Origin of the sequence: Oleiagrimonas sp. MCCC 1A03011, from assembly GCF_003267965.1 — a bacterium.
GTDB classification, from domain to species: domain Bacteria; phylum Pseudomonadota; class Gammaproteobacteria; order Xanthomonadales; family Rhodanobacteraceae; genus Oleiagrimonas; species Oleiagrimonas citrea.
On sequence record NZ_MSPY01000002.1, the window covers coordinates 420,817 to 442,974 of the forward strand.

A 22,158-nucleotide genomic window follows, 5' to 3' on the forward strand; every position below is an offset into this window, starting at 1 on the left:
CCGACTCGGATTCACGTAGCGCCGGGCGCCGATTGCGTCCGGCGCTTGTGCTTTCGGCCTTTGTTTTGCCATCGAATGGTCAGCAAGTGCGCGCGGCGGTCGGTTATGATGCCGTGCCCGCTTTCATCGCGTTCGTTGCGACGCCTCCGGCGCGTCACGGACCGACTCGACCGCGATTCATGTCTTCAAAGGAGCCCGTATGAGTGTTCAATCCAGCGTTCTCGAACTGATCGGCAACACGCCCATGGTGCGCGTGCAGCACCTGGATACCGGGCCGTGCGAACTGTTCCTGAAACTGGAGAGCATGAATCCGGGCGGCTCGGTCAAGGATCGCATCGGTCTGTCCATGATCGAAGGCGCCGAGCGCGCCGGCAAGATCAAGCCGGGCGACACGTTGGTCGAGGGCACGGCCGGCAATACCGGCATCGGCCTGGCCCTGGTGGCGCAGCAGAAGGGCTACAAGCTGATTCTGGTGGTTCCGGACAAGATGAGCCGGGAAAAGATCTTCAATCTCAAGGCGATGGGCGCCGAGGTCGTGCTGACGCGCTCGGACGTGGCCAAGGGGCATCCCGAGTACTACCAGGACATGGCTGCGCGGATTGCCGAGGAGACGCCGGGTGCGTATTTCATCAATCAGTTCGGCAATCCGGACAATCCGGCCGCTCACGAGGCCACGACCGGACCGGAGATCCTTGAGCAGATGGACGGTCGCGTCGACGCCGTGGTGTTCGGCTGCGGCTCCTCGGGTACCATGACCGGACTGTCGCGCTTCTTCGCCAAGGCCTCGCCGGATACCGCGCTGGTGCTGGCCGATCCGGTCGGGTCGATCCTGGCCGAGTACATCAATGACGGCACGTTGTCGGAGAAGTCCGGCAGCTGGCTGGTCGAGGGCATCGGTGAGGATTTCCTGCCCGGCATCAGCGATTTCTCGCGGGTGAAGAAGGCTTACGCGATTCCCGACAAGGAAAGCTTCCTGGCCGCGCGTGAGCTGTTGGCGAAGGAGGGCGTGTTCGGCGGCTCGTCCACCGGCACGCTGCTGGCCGCGGCGCTGCGTTACTGCCGCGAGCAGACCGAGCCTAAGCGTGTGGTCAGTCTGGTCTGCGACACTGGCAACAAATACCTTTCGAAGCTCTACAACGACTACTGGATGCTCGACAACGGCTTCCTGGAGCGCGAGCAGTACGGCGATCTGCGCGACCTGATCCTGCGGCCCTATGCGCTGCGCGACACCGTCGTGGTAGGACCGAAGGAGCAGCTGATGACGGCCTACACGCGCATGAAGCTGTACGACGTCTCGCAGCTGCCGGTGATGGACGGCGACCAGATCGTCGGCATCCTCGACGAATCGGATCTGCTGCTGCATGTGCATGCCGACGAGGCGCGTTTCAACGATCCGGTGTCGGCGGCGATGGTCACCGAACTGGAGAAGCTGGACGTGAAGTCTTCGATCGAGGACCTGATGCCGGTGTTCGACCGCGGTCACGTCGCCATCGTCATGGACGGCGACGCCTTCATCGGTCTAATCACGCGCATCGATCTGCTGAACTATCTGCGTCGAAAGGTGAATTGAACGTCCCCTGCCGATCGGTAACATGATCGGCGTGCGGAACACTGCAACACGGAGTCCGCCGCATCGGCACGGGCGCGGCTCCCCGGACAACGGACGGATAGACCATGTGCGGAATCGTCGCCGCCGTCGCGCAACGCGATGTCGCTCCCATTCTCATCGCCGGCCTCAAGGCGCTCGAATATCGCGGCTACGACTCGGCCGGCATCGCCGTGCTCGATGGCACGGATCTGCACCGCCTGCGCGCCAAGGGCAAGGTGCGCGAGGTCGAGGCGCTCTACGAGGCGTCGCCGTTCGCGGGGGGCACCGGCATCGCGCATACCCGCTGGGCCACGCACGGCGTGCCCAACGAGCGCAACGCGCATCCGCATGCTTCCGGTCGCGCCGTGGTGGTGCACAACGGCATCATCGAGAATCACGCCGAGCTGCGCGAGATGCTGCGCAAGAATGGCCGGACGTTCGAATCCGATACCGACACCGAGGTCATCGCGCACCTGGTCGACGAAGCGTTGAACCAGGGCAAGTCGCTGCGCGAAGCGGTGCGACACGCCGTGGGTCAGCTGCATGGCGCCTATGCGATCGCCGTACTGGACGCCGCCGAACCCGGTGTCGTGGTCGGTGCGCGACGCGGCAGCCCGCTAGTGGTCGGTGTTGGCATCGGCGAGCATTTTCTCGCCTCCGACGTGCAGGCGCTGATCCAGGTCACGCGTCGCGTGATCTATCTGGAAGAGAACGACCTGGTCGAGATTCGGCGCGAATCGGTCGAGATCTTCGGCCTGGACGGCGCGCGCGTGGAGCGCGCGGAGCAGGAGAGTGAGCTGTCCTCCGACGCCGTCGAGCGTGGCGAATACCGCCACTACATGCAGAAGGAAATCTTCGAGCAACCGCGCGCCGTGGCCGACACGCTGGACGGCCGGTTGGGCGAGGATGGCGTGCTGCCGAACATCTTCGGCGTGGAGGGCGAGGACCTGCTGACGCGGGTGCAGGGTCTGCACATCGTCGCCTGTGGCACCAGCTATCACGCCGGCATGGTGGCGAAGTACTGGATCGAGTCGCTGGCGCACCTGCCGGTGTCGGTCGAGGTGGCCAGCGAATACCGCTACCGCGACGTGGTGGTGCCCGATGACACGCTGTTCGTCGCCATTTCACAGTCGGGTGAGACCGCGGACACGTTGTCGGCGCTGCGCGAGACCACGCGTCGTGGCTACCTCGGCACGCTGGGCATCTGCAATGTGCCCGAGTCCTCGCTGGTGCGAGAGGCCGATCTCAAGCTGATGACGCGCGCCGGTCCCGAAATCGGCGTGGCGTCGACCAAGGCGTTCACCACCCAGCTCACCGCGTTGGCGCTGCTGGCGCTCGAACTGGGTCGTATGCACGGTCTGGATGCCGCGAGACAGCGCAGTCTGGTGGCCGAACTTGCGCATCTGCCGATGGCGATCGAGGACGCACTGAAGTGCGAGCCGGCCATCGCCGCACTCGCCGAGCATTTCGTGCACCGTCAGCATGCGCTGTTCCTGGGGCGCGGCGCGCAGTACCCGGTAGCGCTGGAAGGTGCGCTGAAGCTCAAGGAGATTTCCTACATCCACGCCGAGGCCTACCCGGCTGGCGAGTTGAAGCACGGCCCGCTGGCCCTCGTCGACGAGGAAATGCCGGTTATTGCCGTGGCGCCGAACAACGCCATGCTCGACAAGCTGAAGTCGAACCTGCAGGAAGTGCGCGCGCGCGGTGGAGAACTGTACGTGCTTGCGGGCCGAGACACCGGCATGGAGGTCGATCCCAGCCGCGGCGAAGTGATCGAAGTGCCGCTGGGCGGCCATTTCGTCGCTCCGGTGGTATTCACTGTGCCGCTTCAGCTGCTGGCCTATCACGTCGCGGTGCTGCGCGGCACCGACGTGGATCAGCCGCGCAACTTGGCCAAGTCCGTCACGGTGGAATGAAAAAGCCGCCGCCCGGAAGGGCGACGGCTCAAAGGTGCTTGCTTGCGGCCGGGGCGATGCCCCGGCCGTTTTTCGTTACTTGGCCCGCGCCTCTTCTTCCTGCGGCCATTCGTTGGGCAGGCCGCCCGCACGGCTGATCCACAGTGCGCCGAGGGTGCCGACCGCGCCCGAGAGCAGGTACAGGCCGACGTAGCCCACGCCGAGGTAGACCGAAAGCGCCAGCGCCACCAGCGGTGCGAAACCGGCACCGATCAGCCAGCCCAGGTCGGAGGTGATCAGCGCACCGGTGTAGCGGAAGTAGGTGCGGAAGCTCGAATTCACCGCGCCCGCCGCCTGTGCATGGGAGAAACCCAGCAGACCGAAGCCGAGGATGATGAACAGGTAGCCTTCGGTGGTGCCGCCGTTGAGCATCACCGGCGTCCAGCCGCTGTAGATCGCGATCAGCACGCCGAACACGGCCAGCGTCATGCGGCGGCCGAAGCGGTCGGCGATGCGGCCGGAGATGAACATGCAGGGGATCGCCACGGCGGCGCCGACCAACTGCACCAGCAGGAAGGTGGCCACCGACTGCTTGGTGAACAGCAGCGCCCAGGACAGCGCGAAGATGGTCACCAGGTGGAACAGCGCGTAGCTGGCCAGCGGCGCGAAGGCGCCCAGCGCGATGGCGCGACCCTGCGAGCGCACCAGCTCGCCCACCGGCGAAGGCTCCAGGTCGCGCAGCTTCAGCAGCGTGGCGTATTCGGGCGTGACCACCAGGCGCAGACGGGCGAACAGGGCGACCACGTTGATGGCGAAAGCGACGAAGAACGGATAGCGCCAGCCCCAGTCGAAGAATTCCTGCTGCGTGAGGTTCATCAACAGGTAGGCGAACAGGGCGGCGACCAGGATGAAGCCGATCGGTGCGCCCAACTGCGGAATCGACGCATACCAGCCACGGCGCGAGTTCGGTGCGTTCAGCGCCAGCAGGGAGGCCAGGCCGTCCCAGCTGCCGCCGATGGCGAAGCCCTGGCCGAAGCGCAGCACGGCCAGAGCCACGATGGCTCCGGTGCCGAGCGAATCATAGCCGGGCAGGAAGGCGATGCCGGCCGTGGTCGTGCCGAGCAGGAACAGGGCGACGGTCAGCTTGGTGCCGCGGCTGAACTCGCGCTGCAGCATCAGGAAGAACAGCGAGCCCAGCGGCCGCGCGATGAACGCGAGCGCGAAGATCATGAACGAGTAGAAGATCCCGTCCAGTTCGCTGGCGAACGGGAAGATCACCTTCGGGAAGACCAGCACGCAGGCCAGTCCGAATACGAAGAAGTCGAAGAATTCGGAAATGCGCCCGATGACCACGCCGATGGAGATTTCTCCGGGCGTGACATGCGAGGAATGGTGCTCGTGAGAATGCGCAGGCGGTTGACCGGCGGACGTGGCGTGAGGGGTCGACATGGTGTTTCCGTGGAGTCGTTGCCGGCCCGGCGGCCGGCGTGGGATGCATGACGGTGCGCGATGGAGACGACAAGGGGGAAGTCTCGACACGCGCGCTCTATAAGTATGCACCCACAGGCGCGGATCGAACATGAGACAAATTGTCCAATCGGAAAAAAAGCCAAAACGGCTTATCATTGGGAAGTCGTCCCCTCCCCCATACTTGTCCCATGTCCGTGAAAAGACTCCGCGGCATGTTTTGGCTGTTCCCGGCGCTCGCGCTGGGAGGCTGCCATCTCGTGCTGCTCGATCCCTCCGGCGACGTCGCGCGCCAGCAAAGTGACCTGATGATCGCCTCGGCGGTCCTGATGTCCCTCATCATCGTGCCGGTGCTCATCGCCGTCGGCGTGATCGCCTGGCGTTATCGGGCGTCCAACAAGAAGGCCGTCTACGACGCCGAGTGGGATCACTCCACGTATCTGGAGCTGATCGTGTGGGCGGCGCCGCTGCTCATCATCATGGCGTTGGGCGCGATGACCTGGATCGGCACCCACCAGCTCGACCCGTATCGTCCGCTGACGCGCATCGCGGAAGGCCGCTCGGCCCATGTGAAAGCCAAGCCGCTCGAGGTCGAGGTGGTCTCGCTGAAGTGGAAGTGGCTGTTCATCTACCCCCAGTACGGCATTGCCACCGTCAACGAGCTGGCCGCGCCGGTGGATCGCCCGATCCACTTCAAGCTCACCTCCAGCGACATGATGGACTCGTTCTTCGTGCCGTCGCTGGCGGGGCAGATCTACACCATGCCGGGCATGCAGACCGTGTTGAACGCGGTCATCAACAAACCGGGTGACTACGACGGCTTCTCCGCGAACTACAGCGGCCACGGCTTCACGGACATGCGATTCCGTTTCCATGGCCTCAGCGCCAAGGGTTTCGACCAGTGGGTGGCCAAGGTGCGCGCCAGTGGCCATGACCTCGATCACGCGGCCTACGAGAAGCTGCACAAGCCCAGTCGCGACGAGCCTGCGCACTACTATGCCCAGTATGCCTCGGGCCTGTACGACCGCATTCTCAATCGTTGCGTCGAACCCGGTCAGATGTGCATGAGCCAGATGATGGCGATCGACGCCGGGGAAGCGCATGCCCCGCGGGCTCGGCATGGCGTGGACGCCATGACCGCCGAACCTTCGTCGCAGGCGCCCGCGCATGACGCAGCGGCGCACTGAACCGAATTTCCGAGATACAAGTCATGCCTAATCGTTCCGAATTCTGGAATTTCCTGCTCGGCCGCCTGTCGCTCGACTCGTTGCCGCTGCACAACATGATCGTCGTCGTCACGTTCATCGTGGTGGCGACCGGCGGTGCAGCGTTGCTGGGCTTCATCACCTGGAAGCGCCAGTGGGGCTACCTGTGGACCGAGTGGTTCACCAGCGTCGACCACAAGAAGCTCGGCATCATGTACATGATCCTGGCCACGGTGATGCTGTTCCGCGGTTTCGCTGACGCCATCATGATGCGCGCGCAGCAGGCCATCGCCTTCGGCGACAACATGGGCTATCTGCCGCCGCACCACTACGACCAGATCTTCACCGCGCACGGCGCGATCATGATCTTCTTCGTGGCGATGGCGTACATCGTCGGCCTGATGAACTACGTCATGCCGATGCAGATCGGCGCCCGTGACGTGGCGTTCCCGTTCCTGAACAATTTCAGTTTCTGGCTGACCGTGTCCGGCGTGCTGCTGTTCATGGTCTCGCTGTTCATCGGTGATTTCTCGCATGCGGGCTGGCTGGGCTATCCGCCGGTCTCCGAGCTTCATCAGAGTCCCGGGCCCGGTGTGGACTACTACATCTGGGGTCTGCAGCTATCGGGCCTCGGCACGCTGCTCACCGGCATCAACTTCGTCGTGACCATCCTGAAGATGCGCGCGCCGGGCATGACGCTGATGAAGATGCCGATGTTCACCTGGACCACGCTGTGCACCAGCGGCCTGATCGTGGTGACGTTCCCGATCCTGACCGCCACGCTGCTGCTGCTGTCCCTGGACCGCTACATCGGCACGCATTTCTTCACGGCCGGTATGGGCGGCAACGTGATGATGTACATCAATCTGATCTGGATCTGGGGCCACCCGGAGGTGTACATCCTGATCCTGCCGCTGTTCGGCGTGTTCTCCGAAATCGTCTCGACGTTCTCCGGCAAGCGCCTGTTCGGCTACTCGTCGATGGTCTACGCGACCGTGTCGATCATGATCCTGTCCTACCTGGTGTGGCTGCATCACTTCTTCACCATGGGTTCGGGTGCGGACGTCAACTCGTTCTTCTCGTTGACGACGATGATGATCTCGATTCCAACAGGCGCGAAGATCTTCAACTGGCTGTTCACCATGTACCGCGGACGCGTGCGCTTCGACGTGCCGATGCTGTGGACGATGGGCTTCCTGTTCACCTTCACCATTGGCGGCATGACCGGCGTGATGCTGTCGGTGGCTCCGGCCGACTTCCTGCTGCACAACAGCCTGTTCCTGATCGCGCACTTCCACAACGTGATCATCGGCGGTGTGGTGTTCGGCATCTTCGCCGGCATCAACTACTGGTTCCCGAAGGCGTTCGGTTTCCGCCTCGATCCGTTCTGGGGCAAGTGCAGCTTCTGGTTCTGGCAGATCGGCTTCTGGTTTGCCTTCGGCCCGCTGTACATCCTGGGTCTGATGGGCGTGACGCGCCGCCTCAGCCACTTCACCGATCCGAGCCTGCAGAAGTGGTTCATCATCGCCGCGTTCGGTGCCTTCCTGATCCTGCTCGGCATCCTGTCCTTCGTGATGCAGATCTACGTCAGCATCCGCAACCGCGAGAAATACGCGGTGGGCCACGATCCGTGGGGTGGTCGCACGCTCGAGTGGCAGACTTCGTCGCCGCCGCCGCCGTACAACTTTGCCTTTGTGCCGAAGGTGCACGAGCGCGACGCGTGGACGAACATGAAGGAGTCGGGCTACCAGCGTCCGCTGCAGGGCTTCAACGACATCCACATGCCGAAGAGCACGGCGACTGGCGTAGTCCTGTCGGCGCTAGGCTTCGTGTTCGGCTTCGCCATGGTCTGGTACATCTGGTGGCTGGCTGCGGTGTCCTTCGTGGCGCTGATTGCCTACGCCATCTTCCACACGTTTAATTACAACCGTGACTACCACGTGTCCGCCGATGAAGTGAATCGCTTCGAGCACAGCGGCAACTGGGCGTCGGATCCGCAGGAGGCCCGCGCATGAACACCATCGCGACTGAATCCAGCGCGCAGGATTTCTACTGCCGCGAAGAGCCGCACGGGCACAACGGAACCCTGCTCGGGTTCTGGATCTACCTGATGAGCGACTGCTTCATCTTCGCGGCGCTCTTCGCATGCAACGCGGTGCTCGGCACCAGCTATGCCGCCGGTCCGACCGGGGCGGACGTGTTCGATCTGACCGGCTTGGCCGTGAACACGGCGCTGCTGCTGATCTCTTCGGTCACCTTCGGCTTCGCGATGCTGGAGATGGCCCGCAAGCGCAAGCGTGCGATGCTCGGCTGGCTGGCCGTGTCCGGCCTGCTGGCGGCCGCGTTCGTGGGGCTGGAGATCCACGAGTTCGTGACCATGATCGCCGAGGGCGCGGGGCCGGATCGCAGCGCGTTTCTGTCCTCGTTCTTCATCCTGGTGGGCACACACGGTCTGCACGTGACCGTCGGTATCCTGTGGTTGATCGTGCTCATGGTGCAGCTCGGCAAGCACGGCCTGCACGAGGCCAACATCCGCCGTCTGCAGTGCCTGAGCATGTTCTGGCATTTCCTCGATCTGATCTGGGTCGGCGTCTTCAGCTACGTCTACCTGGTGGGAGTGTTGCGATGAATTCTTCGTCCCATACCGAACACGCGCATGACGATGCCATGCACGCGCACCATGGCAGCCTGCGCGGTTACCTGACCGGCTTCGTGCTGGCGGCCATCCTGACCATCATCCCGTTCTGGCTGGTGATGGGGCACGTGATCGAGAGCCGTCAGGCGACGATCCTGATCGTGCTGGGGCTCGCTGCGGTGCAGATCCTGGTGCACATGATCTTCTTCCTGCATCTGGACACGCGCTCAGAGAGTGGCTGGAACATGCTGGCACTGATCTTCACCGGTGTGCTGGTGGCGATCGTGCTCGGCGCGTCGATCTGGGTCATGTACAACGAGAATGCGAACATGATGCCGATGTCGCCGCAGTACATGCACCACAAGCAAGGATCGTGACCCCGACGCCGCCCCCCGCATCGCTCCCGCGGCGGACGCGGCGCGGCGTCATCAAACGCGTTTCCCTGGCGACGCTGGCGCTGGCCGCGTTCATCGGCTTCATTCTGCTGGGCAACTGGCAGGTGCGGCGTCTGCACTGGAAACTCGGCCTCATCCACGACGTGAACACGCGCGTGGATGCGCCGCCGGTGAGCGCGCCCGGTCCGGGGCAGTGGCCCCGGATCGCCGCCGGTCATCTGCAATATCTGCACGTCCGCCTGCACGGCCATTACCTTCCCGGCGCGCAGACGCTGGTGCACGGCACCAGCAAGAAGGGATACGGGTTCTGGGTGATGGCGCCGCTGCGCACGGATCGCGGCTTTGTGGTGTGGGTCAACCGCGGCTATATTCCCGCCGACATGCCGGGTACGCCGGCGTACCGACAGGCCGCGCCGCCGCAAGGCGAGGTTGCGCTGACCGGGTTGCTGCGTTTCAGCGAGCCGGGCGGCGGATTCCTGCGGCCGAACCAGCCGACAAAAGACCAGTGGTACTCGCGCGATGTCGCCGCCATCACCGCAAAGCGCGGGCTGAGCGAATCGCAGGTTGCGCCGTACTTCATCGATGCCGCCGCCCGGGAGGGAGCGGGGCCGTGGCCCGTGGCCGGTCTCACGGTGATCCATTTCCCCAACCATCACCTGAACTACGCCATCACCTGGTATCTGCTGGCGCTCGGCACGGCGCTGGGCGTGGGGCTGGCGATTCGGCGTGAGCGAAAGGTGCGGTGCGGCGAGATCTCCGACTAGCTTTTTCAGGGAAAATCGCCCCAGGGCAGTCCGCAAAGCCTTCGCGAAGATGCCGGAAAACGGTCAAGGTAGCGTCGGCCATGAGGGGCTTTTCGCCGTGGAATCCCGAGTGTGGCCGCCGGTGTCCTGCGCGATGCGGGGCATGCGTGCCGCGCGCTGTCCGCGGCTGCGGACAGCGCGCTTCGGGGTGCGTCGGACGCATGCCATAATGCGCAATTGCCGTTCGCAGTCGAATGCACAGGATGTACGCATGAATCGCAAGAAAATGTCGTTGAAACAGGGTCTTGGGACCCGTGCCATCCACGCTGGCCAGGTGCCTGATCCGGCCACGGGGGCGATCATGACGCCGATCTATGCGACCTCGACCTATGTCCAGGAAAGTCCGGGCAAGCACAAGGGTTTCGAATATTCGCGCTCGCAGAACCCCACACGCATGGCCTACGAGCGCTGTGTGGCTGATCTGGAAGGCGGCGTTGCCGGTTTCGCCTTCGGTTCGGGGCTGGCGGCGGCGTCCACCGTGCTGGACCTGCTCGATTCGGGCAGCCATGTGATCGCGATGGATGACCTGTACGGCGGCACCTATCGGTTGTTCGAGCGGGTGCGTCGACGTTCGGCGGGCCTTGATTTCAGTTTCGTCGATCTCAACGACACCAAGGCGCTGAAGGCGGCGCTCAAGCCTGAGACGCGGATGATCTGGGCGGAAACGCCGACCAATCCCATGCTCAAGCTGGTCGACCTGAAGAAGGTGGCCGCGTTCGCGCAGAAGCACGGCCTGATCCTGGTGGTCGACAACACCTTCTGCTCGCCGATGGTGCAGCGTCCGCTCGAATACGGTGCGGACCTGGTGCTGCATTCGGCGACCAAGTACCTGAACGGCCATTCGGACATGGTCGGCGGCATCGTGGTCGCCGGCAACGACGAACTGGCCGAGCAGATGGGTTTCCTGCAGAACTCGGTTGGCGCGATTGCCGGCCCGTTCGACGCCTTCCTCGCCATGCGCGGCCTCAAGACCCTGCACCTGCGCATGCGCCAGCACTGCGCCAGCACGCTGGAACTGGCCAGGTGGCTGGAGAAGCATCCGCAGATCGAGCGCGTGATCTATCCCGGCTTGAAGAGCCATCCGCAACATGCGCTGGCAAAACGCCAGATGCAGGGGTTCGGCGGCATTGTCAGCATCGAGGTCAAGGGCGGCCTGCGCAAGGCCAAGCGCGTGCTGGAACGCTGTCACCTGTTCGCTCTGGCCGAATCGCTGGGCGGCGTGGAGAGCCTGATCGAGCATCCGGCCATCATGACCCACGCCTCGGTGCCGCCGGCCAATCGCAAGCGCCTGGGCATCAGCGACACGCTGATCCGGTTGTCGGTGGGTGTGGAGGATATCGAGGACCTGCGGGCCGAACTGGATTCAGCTTTGAGCTGAAGCTCCCATTGTTCGTTGGTCTGGTTACGGCATGCACTCGTGTGGAGTACGACATTGAATACGGCGGCGGGATCCATGCGGCACTGGCATTGGCGTGATGCGCTCAGTGTTTTTGGTAGACATCGCTCGCTCACCATGGAGTTCGCCAAGCGCGATGTGCTTGGTCGATACCGTGGAGCCAGCTTCGGCCTGCTGTGGTCCCTGATCAGCCCTTTCCTGATGTTGATGGTGTATTCATTCGCCTTCGGTTTCGTCATGCGTGCACGATGGCCGCAGACGCAGCAGCATGACACCCATTATTCGATCATTCTCTTTGTGGGCTTGATCGTGCATGGTTTCTTCGCCGAGTGTCTGAACCGTTCTCCACATCTGATTACCGGCAACGCGAATTTCGTCAAGCGGGTGATTTTCCCGCTGGAAATTCTTCCGTGGTCTATGGTGCTCTCTGCGTTGTTTCACACGATGATGAATTTCCTCGTGTTCCTGGCACTGCATCTCGCACTTGATCACACTTTGGCGTGGACGACGATCCTGCTCCCCGTGGTGATGCTTCCCCTGGTGATTCTGGCCATGGGTGTCTCGTGGTTGTTGGCTGCTCTCGGGGTCTACATGCGCGATATTGGCCAGATCACGGGCGTTCTGGCTACGGCCATGCTGTTTCTGTCCACAGCCATGTTTCCGATCGACGCGCTGCCGCATCGATATCAGTGGCTGCTTCGACTGAATCCCTTGACCTTCATCATTGATCAGGCACGTGCAGTGGCATTGTGGGGACATACGCCGAACTGGTTCGGGCTATGCGTGTACACCGCGTGCAGCGTCGGTATATTCCTCGCGGGGTTTGCCGCTTTCAGTCTCACGCGTAGAGGCTTCGCGGATGTCATCTGAGCCCGTGATTCAGGTGGAAGGCGTCAGCAAGCTCTTTCCGGTTTACGACAAGCCTTCACACCGCTTACTGCAGATGTTGTCCCCGGCTAGAGCGAAGCATCGCTGGTTTCGTGAGTTTCGCGCGCTTCATGATGTGAGTCTGGATATCTGTCGGGGCGAAACGCTCGGCATTGTCGGCCGCAATGGCTCCGGCAAGTCGACCTTGTTGCAGATTATTTGCGGGACGCTTCAACCCTCTTTCGGATCCGTGCGCGTGCAGGGCCGCGTGGCTGCGTTGCTGGAACTTGGCGCTGGCTTCAATCCAGAGTTCACTGGCCGCGAAAATGTCTATTTGTATGGAACCGTACTGGGCCTGACACGTAACGAAGTCGAACAGCGTTTCGAGGAAATTGCGGCGTTTGCGGACATCGGCGATTTTATGGATCAGCCGGTCAAGAACTATTCAAGCGGCATGTATGTACGCCTGGCTTTCGCCGTAGCCGTCAATGTCACTCCGGATATTTTGGTGGTCGATGAGGCGCTTTCGGTAGGGGACGAAGCCTTTCAGCGGAAATGCTTCGCACGCATTGATCGCATCCGCGATGAAGGAGCCACGGTACTTTTCGTTTCGCATTCGGCTGGCATTGTCACGCAGTTGTGTGACCGTGCTGTTCTGCTCGATCATGGCGAACTGCTGGTAACTGGTACGCCTAAGTTTGTCGTTTCGCGCTATCACAAATTGCTTTATGCCCCGCCCGAGCGTGTTGAGTCGTTGCGCAAGACCATTGCCCAAGAGGGAGAGCGGAGCGAAGAGACTCATGAAAATGTTTTGGTGGGCGACGATCCGAATCTTCTGCCGAGCGATCGTGATGACGAACAACTCGTGCAGGCATCGCGCCGGCCGACATCCGATGCCGGTGATGAAGATTCGCACGGGTGGCTGGACGAGGGGCTCGAGCCCAAGAGTACGGTTCGCTACGACACCCGAGGCGCCCTGATTGGCGTCCCGCATCTTGAGACGCCGGGGGGGCGCAGGGTCAACGTGCTGCGCGCCGGAGACGACTATGTCTATGTGTATCGGGTCAAGTTCACCGAATCCATGGAAAGAGTCCGTTTCGGCATGCTGATCAAGACCATTACCGGACTCGATCTGGGGGGCGGCGCAAGCAGTCTTCCCGCCCACTCTCTGTCGCATGTCCAGGCCGGTCAGGAAGTCGATGTGCGTTTCCAGTTCCGTTGCATGTTGGATACAGGGGTTTACTTCCTTAATGCGGGTGTTCTGGCGCGCCTCGGTGAGGGAGAGACTTATGTCGATCGATTGATCGACGCAGCGATGTTCCGGGTCATGCCGCAGCCGGAGCGGTTAGGCACGGGCATCGTGGATTTCAGCGTTAGATCGCAGGTACATATAGTGGATTCGAAGGAAGTCGGTGCATGAATACGGGAAAGGTCCAACGGCGAGCGCTCTTGATCGTCGGCATGCATCGCAGCGGAACATCGGCGTTGACCCGTGTCATCAATTTGCATGGCGCGGCGTTGGGATCGCACCTGCCTCAGGGGGCGTACGACAACGAACGAGGGTTCTGGGAGAATCAGCGGTTCGTCGATTTCCATGAGCGCTTGTTAGCTTCGCTGGGATCGTCCTGGGACGACCCCAGGCTTTTCCCAGGGGATTGGCTACAGCGCGTCGTGGACGCTGGTTTCGAGGACGAATTGTGCAGCCTGATCTCGGACGAATTCGGTGAGACGCCATTGTGGGCGGTCAAAGATCCGCGTATTTGCCGGTTTCTTCCGCTGTGGCTAAGAGCATTGGAACGCTGTGAAATCGAAGCGTCCATGATTCTGGCTTTTCGCAATCCGGCGGAAGTGGCGGATTCGCTGACCCGGCGTAATCGCCTGAGCACTGCGGCCGGCACGGTGTTGTGGCTGCGGCATTTGGCCGAACCCCTGGAAGCGTCGAAGACGGTCGTGCGTTGCGCGGTCGACTACCAGTCACTGCTGGCGGATTGGCGGACGTGCATGCGCCTGATCGCCGATCGCCTCGAGTTACGCTGGCCGGTCGCCAGCGATACGTGTGCCGGCCAGATTGCCCATTACCTGGATGCTGGGCTGCGGCACGAAGTATCTTCGCCCGAACGTGAGATCTTTCCTGTCGCCTGGGGCGATTATGTCCGCGACATCCATGAGGCTTGCCGCGTCCTTGAGCGTGTAGGGGAAGGCTGGGATGTGCTGCAGCAGCGGGTTACCGGCTTCTCCGGCCGGTTGGACTTCTGCACCCCGTTGATCGACGACTTGCAGCCGAAGTCGATCCGGGATGCGTTGAGGAATGATCTCGATCAACTCGGGAAAGATCGGGGTGCATACAAGGCGGAGGCCCGCAGGCTTTATACAGAGATCGAAAAACGCGTCGAGCAAATTGGCGAGTTGCAGGCACAACTCAGGGCAAGCTCCCTGCGCGTAGAGGAACTCCTTCACACCAAGGACGCATTAGTGCAAGCACGCGGTGAGGTCGCCAAAGCGCGTGCCCGCATACGCATGCTGAAGCACGCCGAACGCGAGCTCGGCATGGTCTTGCAGAGCCGCTCGTGGCGCTGGATGCGTCCGTTCCGAGTGATCATGCGAACACTGCGCAATCGTGGGTTGACGGCCGAGGATCGCGCCGGACTGCAGCGCATGTTCGGGCATCGCGCGCCTCAGTCGGCTCCGTCGGCTCATTCCCGTGGCTCCGACACTCCCGTGAGAAACGAGGGGGGCGTTTCCGAACGGGCCGCCGCAACCGCAATTTCCGTCTCTGGGGAACTGACCGAGCAATGCCGTGATTACAGGGATTATTTCGTCTTTTCCGTGATCGACTGGCATTTTCGAACGCAGCGGCCACAGCATCTTGCGCGTGAGTTGGCGAGGACCGGCCACCGCGTGTTCTACATCTCCAATAATTTCATCGACAGCGCCGTCCCCGGATTCGAAGTCGAGCAGCTGGACGATGACGGGCGTCTGTTTCAGGTTCATTTGAATCTGCAGGGGGCACCCGCCATTTATCACGCCTTGCCCACACGCGACGAGCAGGACAGTCTGCGTGCCAGCATGGCGGCCTTGCTGGAATGGACGCGCACCCGCGGGTGCGCCTCTCTGGTGCAACACCCATATTGGCTGCAGACCGCGCGCACGTTGCCTGACAGTCGCATGGTCTACGATTGCATGGATCATCACGGTGGCTTCGCGGACAACACCCCTGAAGTGCTCGCCCGCGAGCGTGAATTGATGCAGCAATCCGACCTTCTCGTGGTGACTTCGGATTGGTTGCAGCGGGAAGTGGGCGAATACAACCCCAACGTGGCGTTGATCCGAAATGCCTGCGAGTACGAGCATTTCTGCGGGGAACCCGAGGAAGTCTATCGCGATCCAGACGGACGCAGAATTATCGGATACTACGGCGCTATTGCGGAGTGGTTCGACCTCGACCTGGTCGAGAAGGTCGCACAGCGTTTTCCGGATTGTCTTGTGCTGCTCGTTGGCGCCGATACGACGGGCGCCGCGGACAGCCTCGGCGACCTGGATAACGTCGAATTCACCGGGGAGGTGCCGTACGGGACCTTGCCGCGCTATCTGGCGGCGTTCGATGTCTGCATGCTTCCCTTCCAGGTGATTCCGCTGACCCTGGCGACCAATCCGGTGAAGGTGTACGAGTATCTCTCGGCCGGCAAGGAGGTCGTTTCCGTTGACCTTCCGGAAATTGCCCAGTTCGGCGGCCTGGTGCGGTGCGCCTCGACGCACGAGGCATTCCTCGATGCTGTCGGCGAAGCTCTCCAGGCACCTGCCGGGGACGAATGCATCAAGCAGCGTCAGGACTTTGCATCCCGCCAGACATGGGCTCACCGTGCGACGGATCTGCTGGCAGGGATGGACGCCTTGTGCGTGCCGCAAGTCAGTGTTGTTGTGGTCACGTACAACAATCTGGATCTGACCAAGGTCTGTCTTCGTAGCTTGGAGGCATATTCCAATTATCCGAACATGGAGGTGATCGTCGTCGACAATGCTTCCGCGGATGGTTCACCGGATTTTCTGCGTGAGTGGGAGCGCGGCGGCCCGCAGCGGCGTGTCGTGCTGAATGAGGATAATCGAGGATTCGCGGCCGCCAACAACCAGGGACTGGATATGGCGACCGGTGAGTATCTCGTCATGTTGAACAACGATACACATGTGACGCCTGGCTGGATCGCCACGCTCAAGGCGCACCTGATGCGTGAGCCATTGCTGGGCATGGTTGGTCCGGTGACCAATAACATCGGCAACGAGGCTCGTATCGACATCGACTACAACGACATGGACCAGATGCTGGTTGCGGCCGAGCGTTACACCCGCAGGCATGCGGGCATGCTTACACCGCTGCGCACGGCTGCATTTTTCTGCGTCATGATGCCTCGCAGCGTTTACGAGAAGGTCGGTCCGCTGGACGAAGCATTCGGGGTGGGGTTCTTCGAGGACGACGACTATTGCAGGCGCATTGAGCAAGAAGGCTGGAGCATCGCTTGCGCGGAAGATGTTTTCATCCACCATCATCTGTCTGCCTCGTTCGACAAGATGAAGCAGGAAAAGCGCAAGGCCCTGTTCGAGACGAACAAGGCGCTGTACGAGAAGAAGTGGGGGACCTGGGTCGCTCATTCTTACCGTAAGCCGACCCGACATTGAAACCAAGGAGAAGTTGTTCCCGTGAATGGTGGCATGAACGAAAAGAAGCATCTGCTGTGCATCGTCGGCACGCGCCCGGAGGGCATCAAGATGGCACCCGTGATCAAGGCGCTGAAGCAGGCTTCCTGGACTCGAGTCACCGTGCTGGCGACGGCGCAGCATCGGGATTTGCTCGATCAGGTGATGTCGCTGTTCGGCATACGTCCAGATATGGATCTGGACATCATGAAGGACAATCAGTCCCTTTCCGAGCTGACTTCGCGTCTATTGACGCGTTTGGATGGAGCCTTCGCCGAACTGCAGCCTGATGTCGTGCTGGCGCAAGGCGATACGACCACGGTAATGACTGCAGCCCTGGCGGCTTTCTATCGTCGCATCCCGTTCGGTCATGTCGAGGCCGGTCTGCGTACGCACGATATGGCCAATCCATTTCCCGAGGAAATGAACCGGTTGGTAGCCGGACATCTAGCGCGTTGGCATTTCGTGCCGACTCAGCGCTCGCGTTCGAATTTGTTGCGCGAAGGTATCGACGAGAGCGCCATTCATGTCACCGGTAACACGGTCATTGATGCCCTGCTGGAGGTGGCCGCCAAGGAGTGGACACTCAATGCACCGCTGGATCCTTCGCGCAGATTGGTGCTGGTGACGGCGCACCGACGGGAGAATTTCGGTCCGCCGCTGCGGCAAATATGCACGGCCATCATCCGTCTGGTCGAACACCACGATGACATTGAGGTGCTCTACCCGGTGCACCCCAATCCCAATGTCCGTTCGGTGGTCGCTGAACTGCTCTCCAGGCATCCACGTATCCATCTGGTCGATCCTCTGGACTATGCGCCGTTCGTGGAAGCGCAGAAGCGCGCGCATCTAATCCTCACGGACTCCGGTGGGGTGCAGGAAGAAGCGCCGGCGCTCGGCAAGCCGGTTCTGGTCATGCGCATCGAGACCGAGCGTCCCGAGGCGGTGGACGAGGGTGTGGTGCGTCTGGTCGGTACCGACGCGGATGAGATCTTCACGCAGGCGAGTTGCCTTCTGAGCGATGCGCAGGCACATGCTGCAATGGCGCGGGGAGTCTCCCCATATGGTGACGGGCATGCAGCCGAGCGCATCGTCGGCATTCTCAAGCGTGATCTGGGCATTGCGGACGAGGTTGCGGTCAGCGGCGCCTAGACGTCGCGGCCGAGCATCCTCATGAAAATGTCCTCGACATCCTTGTCGCAGCGAATCCGGCGGCGAGCTCGTCTGGTGTGGGACAATGGCATGCTCTCCGTTCGCGCGCTGCGCATGCGCATCCTAGGTGTGCTAAGCGCATCGAGGATGGCTGTATCGCCGCAGCCGGCCGATGCCGACGAAGGTGAGTCGCTCTCCGTGTCCGAAGAGCGCATGCTTCGGAATGCCGACCATGAACAATCGGTCGGCATTCCCCTGGCGTCGGTGATCATTCCCGTTTACAACCATTGCGACGATACGCTGCGTTGCTTGCGCGCGTTGTCCCGTGCCCGAACGCGAGCATCATTCGAGATCATCGTCGTGGATGACGGTTCGTCCGATGGCACCGCGGAAGCTCTGCAGGCCATGCCGGAAGTACGGTTGTTGCGGCGGGAGCGCAATGCCGGATTCGTGGCGGCCTGCAATGCAGGGGCTGAAGCCGCGCATGGGCGTTTTCTGGTCTTTCTCAACAACGATACCGAAGTTGCTGACGACTGGCTCGATACGCTTCTACTTGCTCTGCTTGAAGACCGGAGTTGCGGTCTGGCAGGCAGCAAACTGATCTATCCCGATGGTGTGCTGCAAGAAGCCGGTGGCATCGTGTTTTCCGATGCTCGGGCGTCTAACTACGGGCGCGGGGAGCATCCCGAGGATCCGCGGTTCAACTACAAGCGCGAAGTGGATTACTGCTCGGGTGCAGCGATCGCCATTGAGCGAGATCTGTTCCGTGTGATTGGAGGATTCGACACGCGCTATGCGCCCGCGTACTACGAGGACACCGATCTGGCCTTTTCAGTCCGTGCACGCGGCCTGAAGGTGATCTATCAGCCTCGATCTCGCGTCACGCATTACGAAGGTCGAACAGCGGGTACGGATCCAGATCACGGCGTCAAGCGCTTTCAGCAGCGCAATCGACGCCTGTTCCTCGAAAAGTGGAGCAAAGCGCTGCAGGATCATCCGTCTGCCGAAAACTGCGCCATCAACGCAGTGCGGTGCGCCGACCATCGCGCATGCTCACGTGTGCTGGTCATGGATGCTAGCTGTCCCCGGCCGGAACGTGATTCCGGATCGATGCGGATGTTCAACATGCTTGCCTTGCTTAAGGAAGCTCATCATCACGTCATGTTCTGGCCGACAGATGGTGATACGCATGGAGCCGCTGCACATGCTCTGGAGCATGCGGGGATCGAACTGGTTCGTGCCGCCTCCGAGCGTGCGGCCCTGCGTTGGTTCTTCGCGCACGGTCGGACTCTGGATTCAGTCATCCTATCGCGGCTCGGCGTGGCGGATCGTTTCATGCGCATGGCAAAGCGATACGCGCCCACTGCGAGGATCGTCTTCGATACCGTCGATTTGCACTTCCTGCGTCTGGAACGCGGTGCGGCATTGCGTGACCATGCCGGAGCGCGCCGTGAGGCGGAGGCATTGAAGCGGCGGGAGCTCGCCTGTGTCCGGAAGGCGGACGTCACATTGGTTGTCAGCAAGCACGAACTCGATGTATTGAGCGAGATGATTCCCAGTGCGGATGTGCAGATACTGGCCAATGTCCATGACATCCACGGTCGGCGAGTGTCCTTCGCTGACCGTCGCGACCTGGTCTTCCTCGGTAACTTCGAGCACGAGCCGAATGTGGATGCCGTGCAGTTCCTGGCCGAACGAATCATGCCGTTCCTGCGTACGCGGCTGGATGGTGTCACGCTTCATGTGATCGGGCATGCGGGGAAGGAGCATGTTGGCGAGTTCAGCGGCGAAGACGTCGTCGTGCATGGTTTCGTGGAGGATCTTTCCTGGTTCATGGATCAGTGTCGGGTCGCCCTGGCACCCTTGCGTTATGGCGCGGGTGTGAAAGGCAAGGTCAACATGGCCATGAGCTTCGGCCTTCCCGTCGTTGCCTCGTCGATAGCGGTTGAAGGTATGGCGCTTGCGGATGGGCGGGACGTTCTTGTCGCCGACGCCCCCGAGGCGTTTTCCGATGCCGTGACGCGTTTGTACCGGGATGGTGAGTTGTGGCAAAAGCTCTCTGATGCTGGACTCGACAATGTGCGCCGCCATTTTTCCCACGAGCGCGCCCGGCATGCCCTTGGTCGTATTTTTCCGAGCGCTCGCCCATAGCCTTTCGGCCATCGCCCGCGACGGTCAACTTGCTGTCACATTATTGAAACATTAGTATCTCGGCCATAACAGCATAAACCTCAGCCAGGGGATTTGTGTGGGGGCCGAGGCAGTCTTGTCCGGCGTTATTCATCGACCTCGGAATCTGCCGTCGTGCGCAAAATAATCCGCGCTTCAGAAGCGCTCTGGTTTCTTCTCATTCCGTTTTTTTCCATTGCACTGGTTGCTGTGATGGAACCGGCTCTACGTGTGCATTTCAGTATTGGGCTGTTGCTGCTCAATGCGCTGCCCGTCATGCTGGGCTTGTTCGTGATCTATGCACTCAGTGGGCGAGCGCTGTTCTCTTTATGGGTCGGTGGCACCATCGCGCTGGTTCTGTACATCGTGAGTGCCATCAAACTGCAGAACATGAATGCGCCGTTGATGCCGGGCGATGCCGTGCTGATTGGTCAATTGTTCCGAAACCTGGACTTGTTCTCGCAGTACGCGGGTTCGATCGCCTTGCTGGTAATCGGCTTGCTGGCATTCATCGCGATCTGCTGGCTTCTCTGGCGCATGGAGCGTCAGGGGGCTCGAGGATGGCGCGTGCGTGTGCCTGTGCTGGTGGTGGCGCTTGCGCTGAACTATTGCGTCTATCAGGGGGTGGAGCCCTGGGCAGCAGCATACGGCAATAATCGTGTGGTTAAGTTCGCGCTGTGGGATCCGGCGACCAGCGTGCAGCGTAACGGACTCATGCTGGGCATGGTGCGGCTGACGCAGGAAAAGAAGGTCGAAGTACCGAAGTCCGACAAGGGGCTAGTCGACGCATTCGTGCAGCAACATGAGGGTCTCATCAAGACACGCATGAATCGCACGCTTCCCACGGAGTTGCCCGACATCGTGATCGTGCAGAGCGAGGCATTCTTCGAGCCGGGAATCATGAACAAGGTGCAGGATGGCCAGTATGATCCGAACTTCGAGCGCCTGGCGGCCACCGGTATCACGGGAGAGTTGGGTACCCCGGCCTACGGTGGAGGCACGATCCGCACGGAGTTCGAAGTACTGAGCGGCTATCCGATGATGGCGTTTCCATCGGTGTCCTACCCGTATTACGGGCTGGCCCAGCACTGGATGCCGACGGTACCGCAACGCCTGCGGAAGTTCGGATATCAGACAACGCTATACCACCCGTTCAAGGGAAGCTTCTGGAATCGAAACACCGTGATGCCGTCGATTGGTTTCGAGGCGACCCATTTTCTTCCGGATTTCAAACATGCGCCGCGTGCCGGGGCGCACGTATCTGATCGCGCGCTGTTCGGTCGGGTGTTGAACTACCTGCAGCATGCGGGTTCTTCACCACAGTTGGTGATGGCCATCACCATGGAGAATCATGGGCCCTGGGCCAACGAGGTGAGCGGCCTGGACCACCCGGTGACGAAGGCGGACCTGCCAGCGGGTCTTTCAGGGAAAGGGCTGATGGAGATGCGTTACTACATCAGTCATCTGGAAAACGGCGATCAGGCGCTTGGCGATTTTGCAGCCAAGCTGATGCAGCGCAAGCGGTGGACGGTATTGCTCTTCTACGGGGATCACCTGCCCGCGCTGTCGCATGCGTTCAGGCAACTGGGATTCGATAATGGCAAGACGCACGGTTTCCAGCACACGCGTTACATGATTGTTTCCAATCGGCCCATGCCATCCCGGAAATTGGATTTGCACGCCTTCGAGGTGCCTTCGCTGCTATTCGATACCATCGGCCTTCCAGAAGATGGCTATCTCGCGATCGATGGAGCCGTGCGCGAGGCTTCGGGCGGTCAGTATGTGAAGAAGGGCTCGCATCTCGACAAGGTAGCCTTCAATGCCGCGCGCATGGAGGTCAGCTGCAAGCACCGCATCAATGCGGAACAGGGCGATTGCTCCAAGTCCGTGCAATAAC

15 protein-coding genes are annotated in these 22,158 nt (G+C 61.4%); 14 read left to right on the forward strand and 1 reads right to left on the reverse strand.

Annotation, left to right across the window (positions count from 1 at the left end):
* The first annotated feature begins 199 nt into the window (after positions 1-199).
* Together BTJ49_RS05570 and glmS are read left to right on the forward strand one after the other, a co-directional pair.
* Positions 200-1,570 (forward strand): pyridoxal-phosphate dependent enzyme, encoded by a 1,371-nt coding sequence (locus BTJ49_RS05570; RefSeq protein WP_113064367.1) that lies wholly within the window; start codon positions 200-202, stop codon positions 1,568-1,570.
* Between the two features lie 104 nt (positions 1,571-1,674).
* Positions 1,675-3,504 (forward strand): glutamine--fructose-6-phosphate transaminase (isomerizing), encoded by a 1,830-nt coding sequence (glmS, locus tag BTJ49_RS05575; protein WP_113064368.1) that lies wholly within the window; start codon positions 1,675-1,677, stop codon positions 3,502-3,504.
* A gap of 75 nt (positions 3,505-3,579) precedes the next feature.
* On the opposite strand, the gene BTJ49_RS05580 is transcribed toward glmS, so the two are convergent.
* Positions 3,580-4,932, reverse strand: a complete 1,353-nt coding sequence (locus BTJ49_RS05580) for an MFS transporter (protein WP_113064369.1) — start codon at positions 4,930-4,932, stop codon at positions 3,580-3,582.
* Between the two features lie 233 nt (positions 4,933-5,165).
* On the opposite strand from BTJ49_RS05580, the gene cyoA reads away from it, so the two are divergent.
* The 12 genes from cyoA to BTJ49_RS05640 all read left to right on the forward strand — a co-directional run bounded on the left by cyoA (position 5,166) and on the right by BTJ49_RS05640 (position 22,157).
* The gene (cyoA, locus tag BTJ49_RS05585; RefSeq protein ID WP_113064570.1) at positions 5,166-6,137 is read left to right on the forward strand and encodes a ubiquinol oxidase subunit II; all 972 of its coding nucleotides are present in this window, start codon (positions 5,166-5,168) and stop codon (positions 6,135-6,137) included.
* Between the two features lie 23 nt (positions 6,138-6,160).
* Positions 6,161-8,170, forward strand: a complete 2,010-nt coding sequence (gene cyoB / locus BTJ49_RS05590) for a cytochrome o ubiquinol oxidase subunit I (RefSeq protein ID WP_113064370.1) — start codon at positions 6,161-6,163, stop codon at positions 8,168-8,170.
* Positions 8,167-8,784 carry a cytochrome o ubiquinol oxidase subunit III gene (gene cyoC / locus BTJ49_RS05595; RefSeq protein WP_113064371.1) on the forward strand — a complete coding sequence of 206 codons (618 nt, stop codon included), beginning with the start codon at positions 8,167-8,169 and terminating at the stop codon, positions 8,782-8,784. Before cyoB ends, cyoC begins: the two co-directional genes overlap by 4 nt.
* Positions 8,781-9,167, forward strand: a complete 387-nt coding sequence (gene cyoD, locus BTJ49_RS05600; RefSeq protein WP_113064372.1) for a cytochrome o ubiquinol oxidase subunit IV — start codon at positions 8,781-8,783, stop codon at positions 9,165-9,167. Before cyoC ends, cyoD begins: the two co-directional genes overlap by 4 nt.
* A complete protein-coding gene (locus BTJ49_RS05605; protein WP_113064373.1) occupies positions 9,164-9,949 on the forward strand; it encodes an SURF1 family protein in 786 nt (261 codons plus the stop codon). The genes cyoD and BTJ49_RS05605 overlap by 4 nt, the downstream gene beginning before the upstream one ends.
* Before the next feature lie 250 nt (positions 9,950-10,199).
* On the forward strand, positions 10,200-11,366 hold the full coding sequence (locus tag BTJ49_RS05610; RefSeq protein ID WP_113064571.1) for a PLP-dependent aspartate aminotransferase family protein: 1,167 nt from the start codon (positions 10,200-10,202) through the stop codon (positions 11,364-11,366).
* 54 nt (positions 11,367-11,420) lie between these two features.
* Positions 11,421-12,254: an ABC transporter permease gene (locus BTJ49_RS05615; protein ID WP_240601741.1), complete on the forward strand. Its 834-nt coding sequence runs from the start codon at positions 11,421-11,423 to the stop codon at positions 12,252-12,254.
* A gap of 4 nt (positions 12,255-12,258) precedes the next feature.
* Entirely contained in the window at positions 12,259-13,671 is a 1,413-nt protein-coding gene (locus BTJ49_RS05620) for an ABC transporter ATP-binding protein (RefSeq protein ID WP_240601742.1), read from the forward strand.
* Positions 13,668-16,922 carry a glycosyltransferase gene (locus BTJ49_RS05625; RefSeq protein ID WP_113064376.1) on the forward strand — a complete coding sequence of 1,085 codons (3,255 nt, stop codon included), beginning with the start codon at positions 13,668-13,670 and terminating at the stop codon, positions 16,920-16,922. The genes BTJ49_RS05620 and BTJ49_RS05625 overlap by 4 nt, the downstream gene beginning before the upstream one ends.
* A 33-nt stretch (positions 16,923-16,955) precedes the next feature.
* Complete coding sequence (gene wecB, locus BTJ49_RS05630; RefSeq protein ID WP_113064377.1) at positions 16,956-18,092, forward strand: UDP-N-acetylglucosamine 2-epimerase (non-hydrolyzing); 1,137 nt, start codon at positions 16,956-16,958, stop codon at positions 18,090-18,092.
* Positions 18,093-18,113: 21 nt separating this feature from the next.
* Positions 18,114-20,243 carry a glycosyltransferase gene (locus BTJ49_RS05635; protein WP_113064378.1) on the forward strand — a complete coding sequence of 710 codons (2,130 nt, stop codon included), beginning with the start codon at positions 18,114-18,116 and terminating at the stop codon, positions 20,241-20,243.
* 153 nt (positions 20,244-20,396) lie between these two features.
* A complete protein-coding gene (locus BTJ49_RS05640; protein WP_146742284.1) occupies positions 20,397-22,157 on the forward strand; it encodes an LTA synthase family protein in 1,761 nt (586 codons plus the stop codon).
* Position 22,158: the final 1 nt, after the last annotated feature.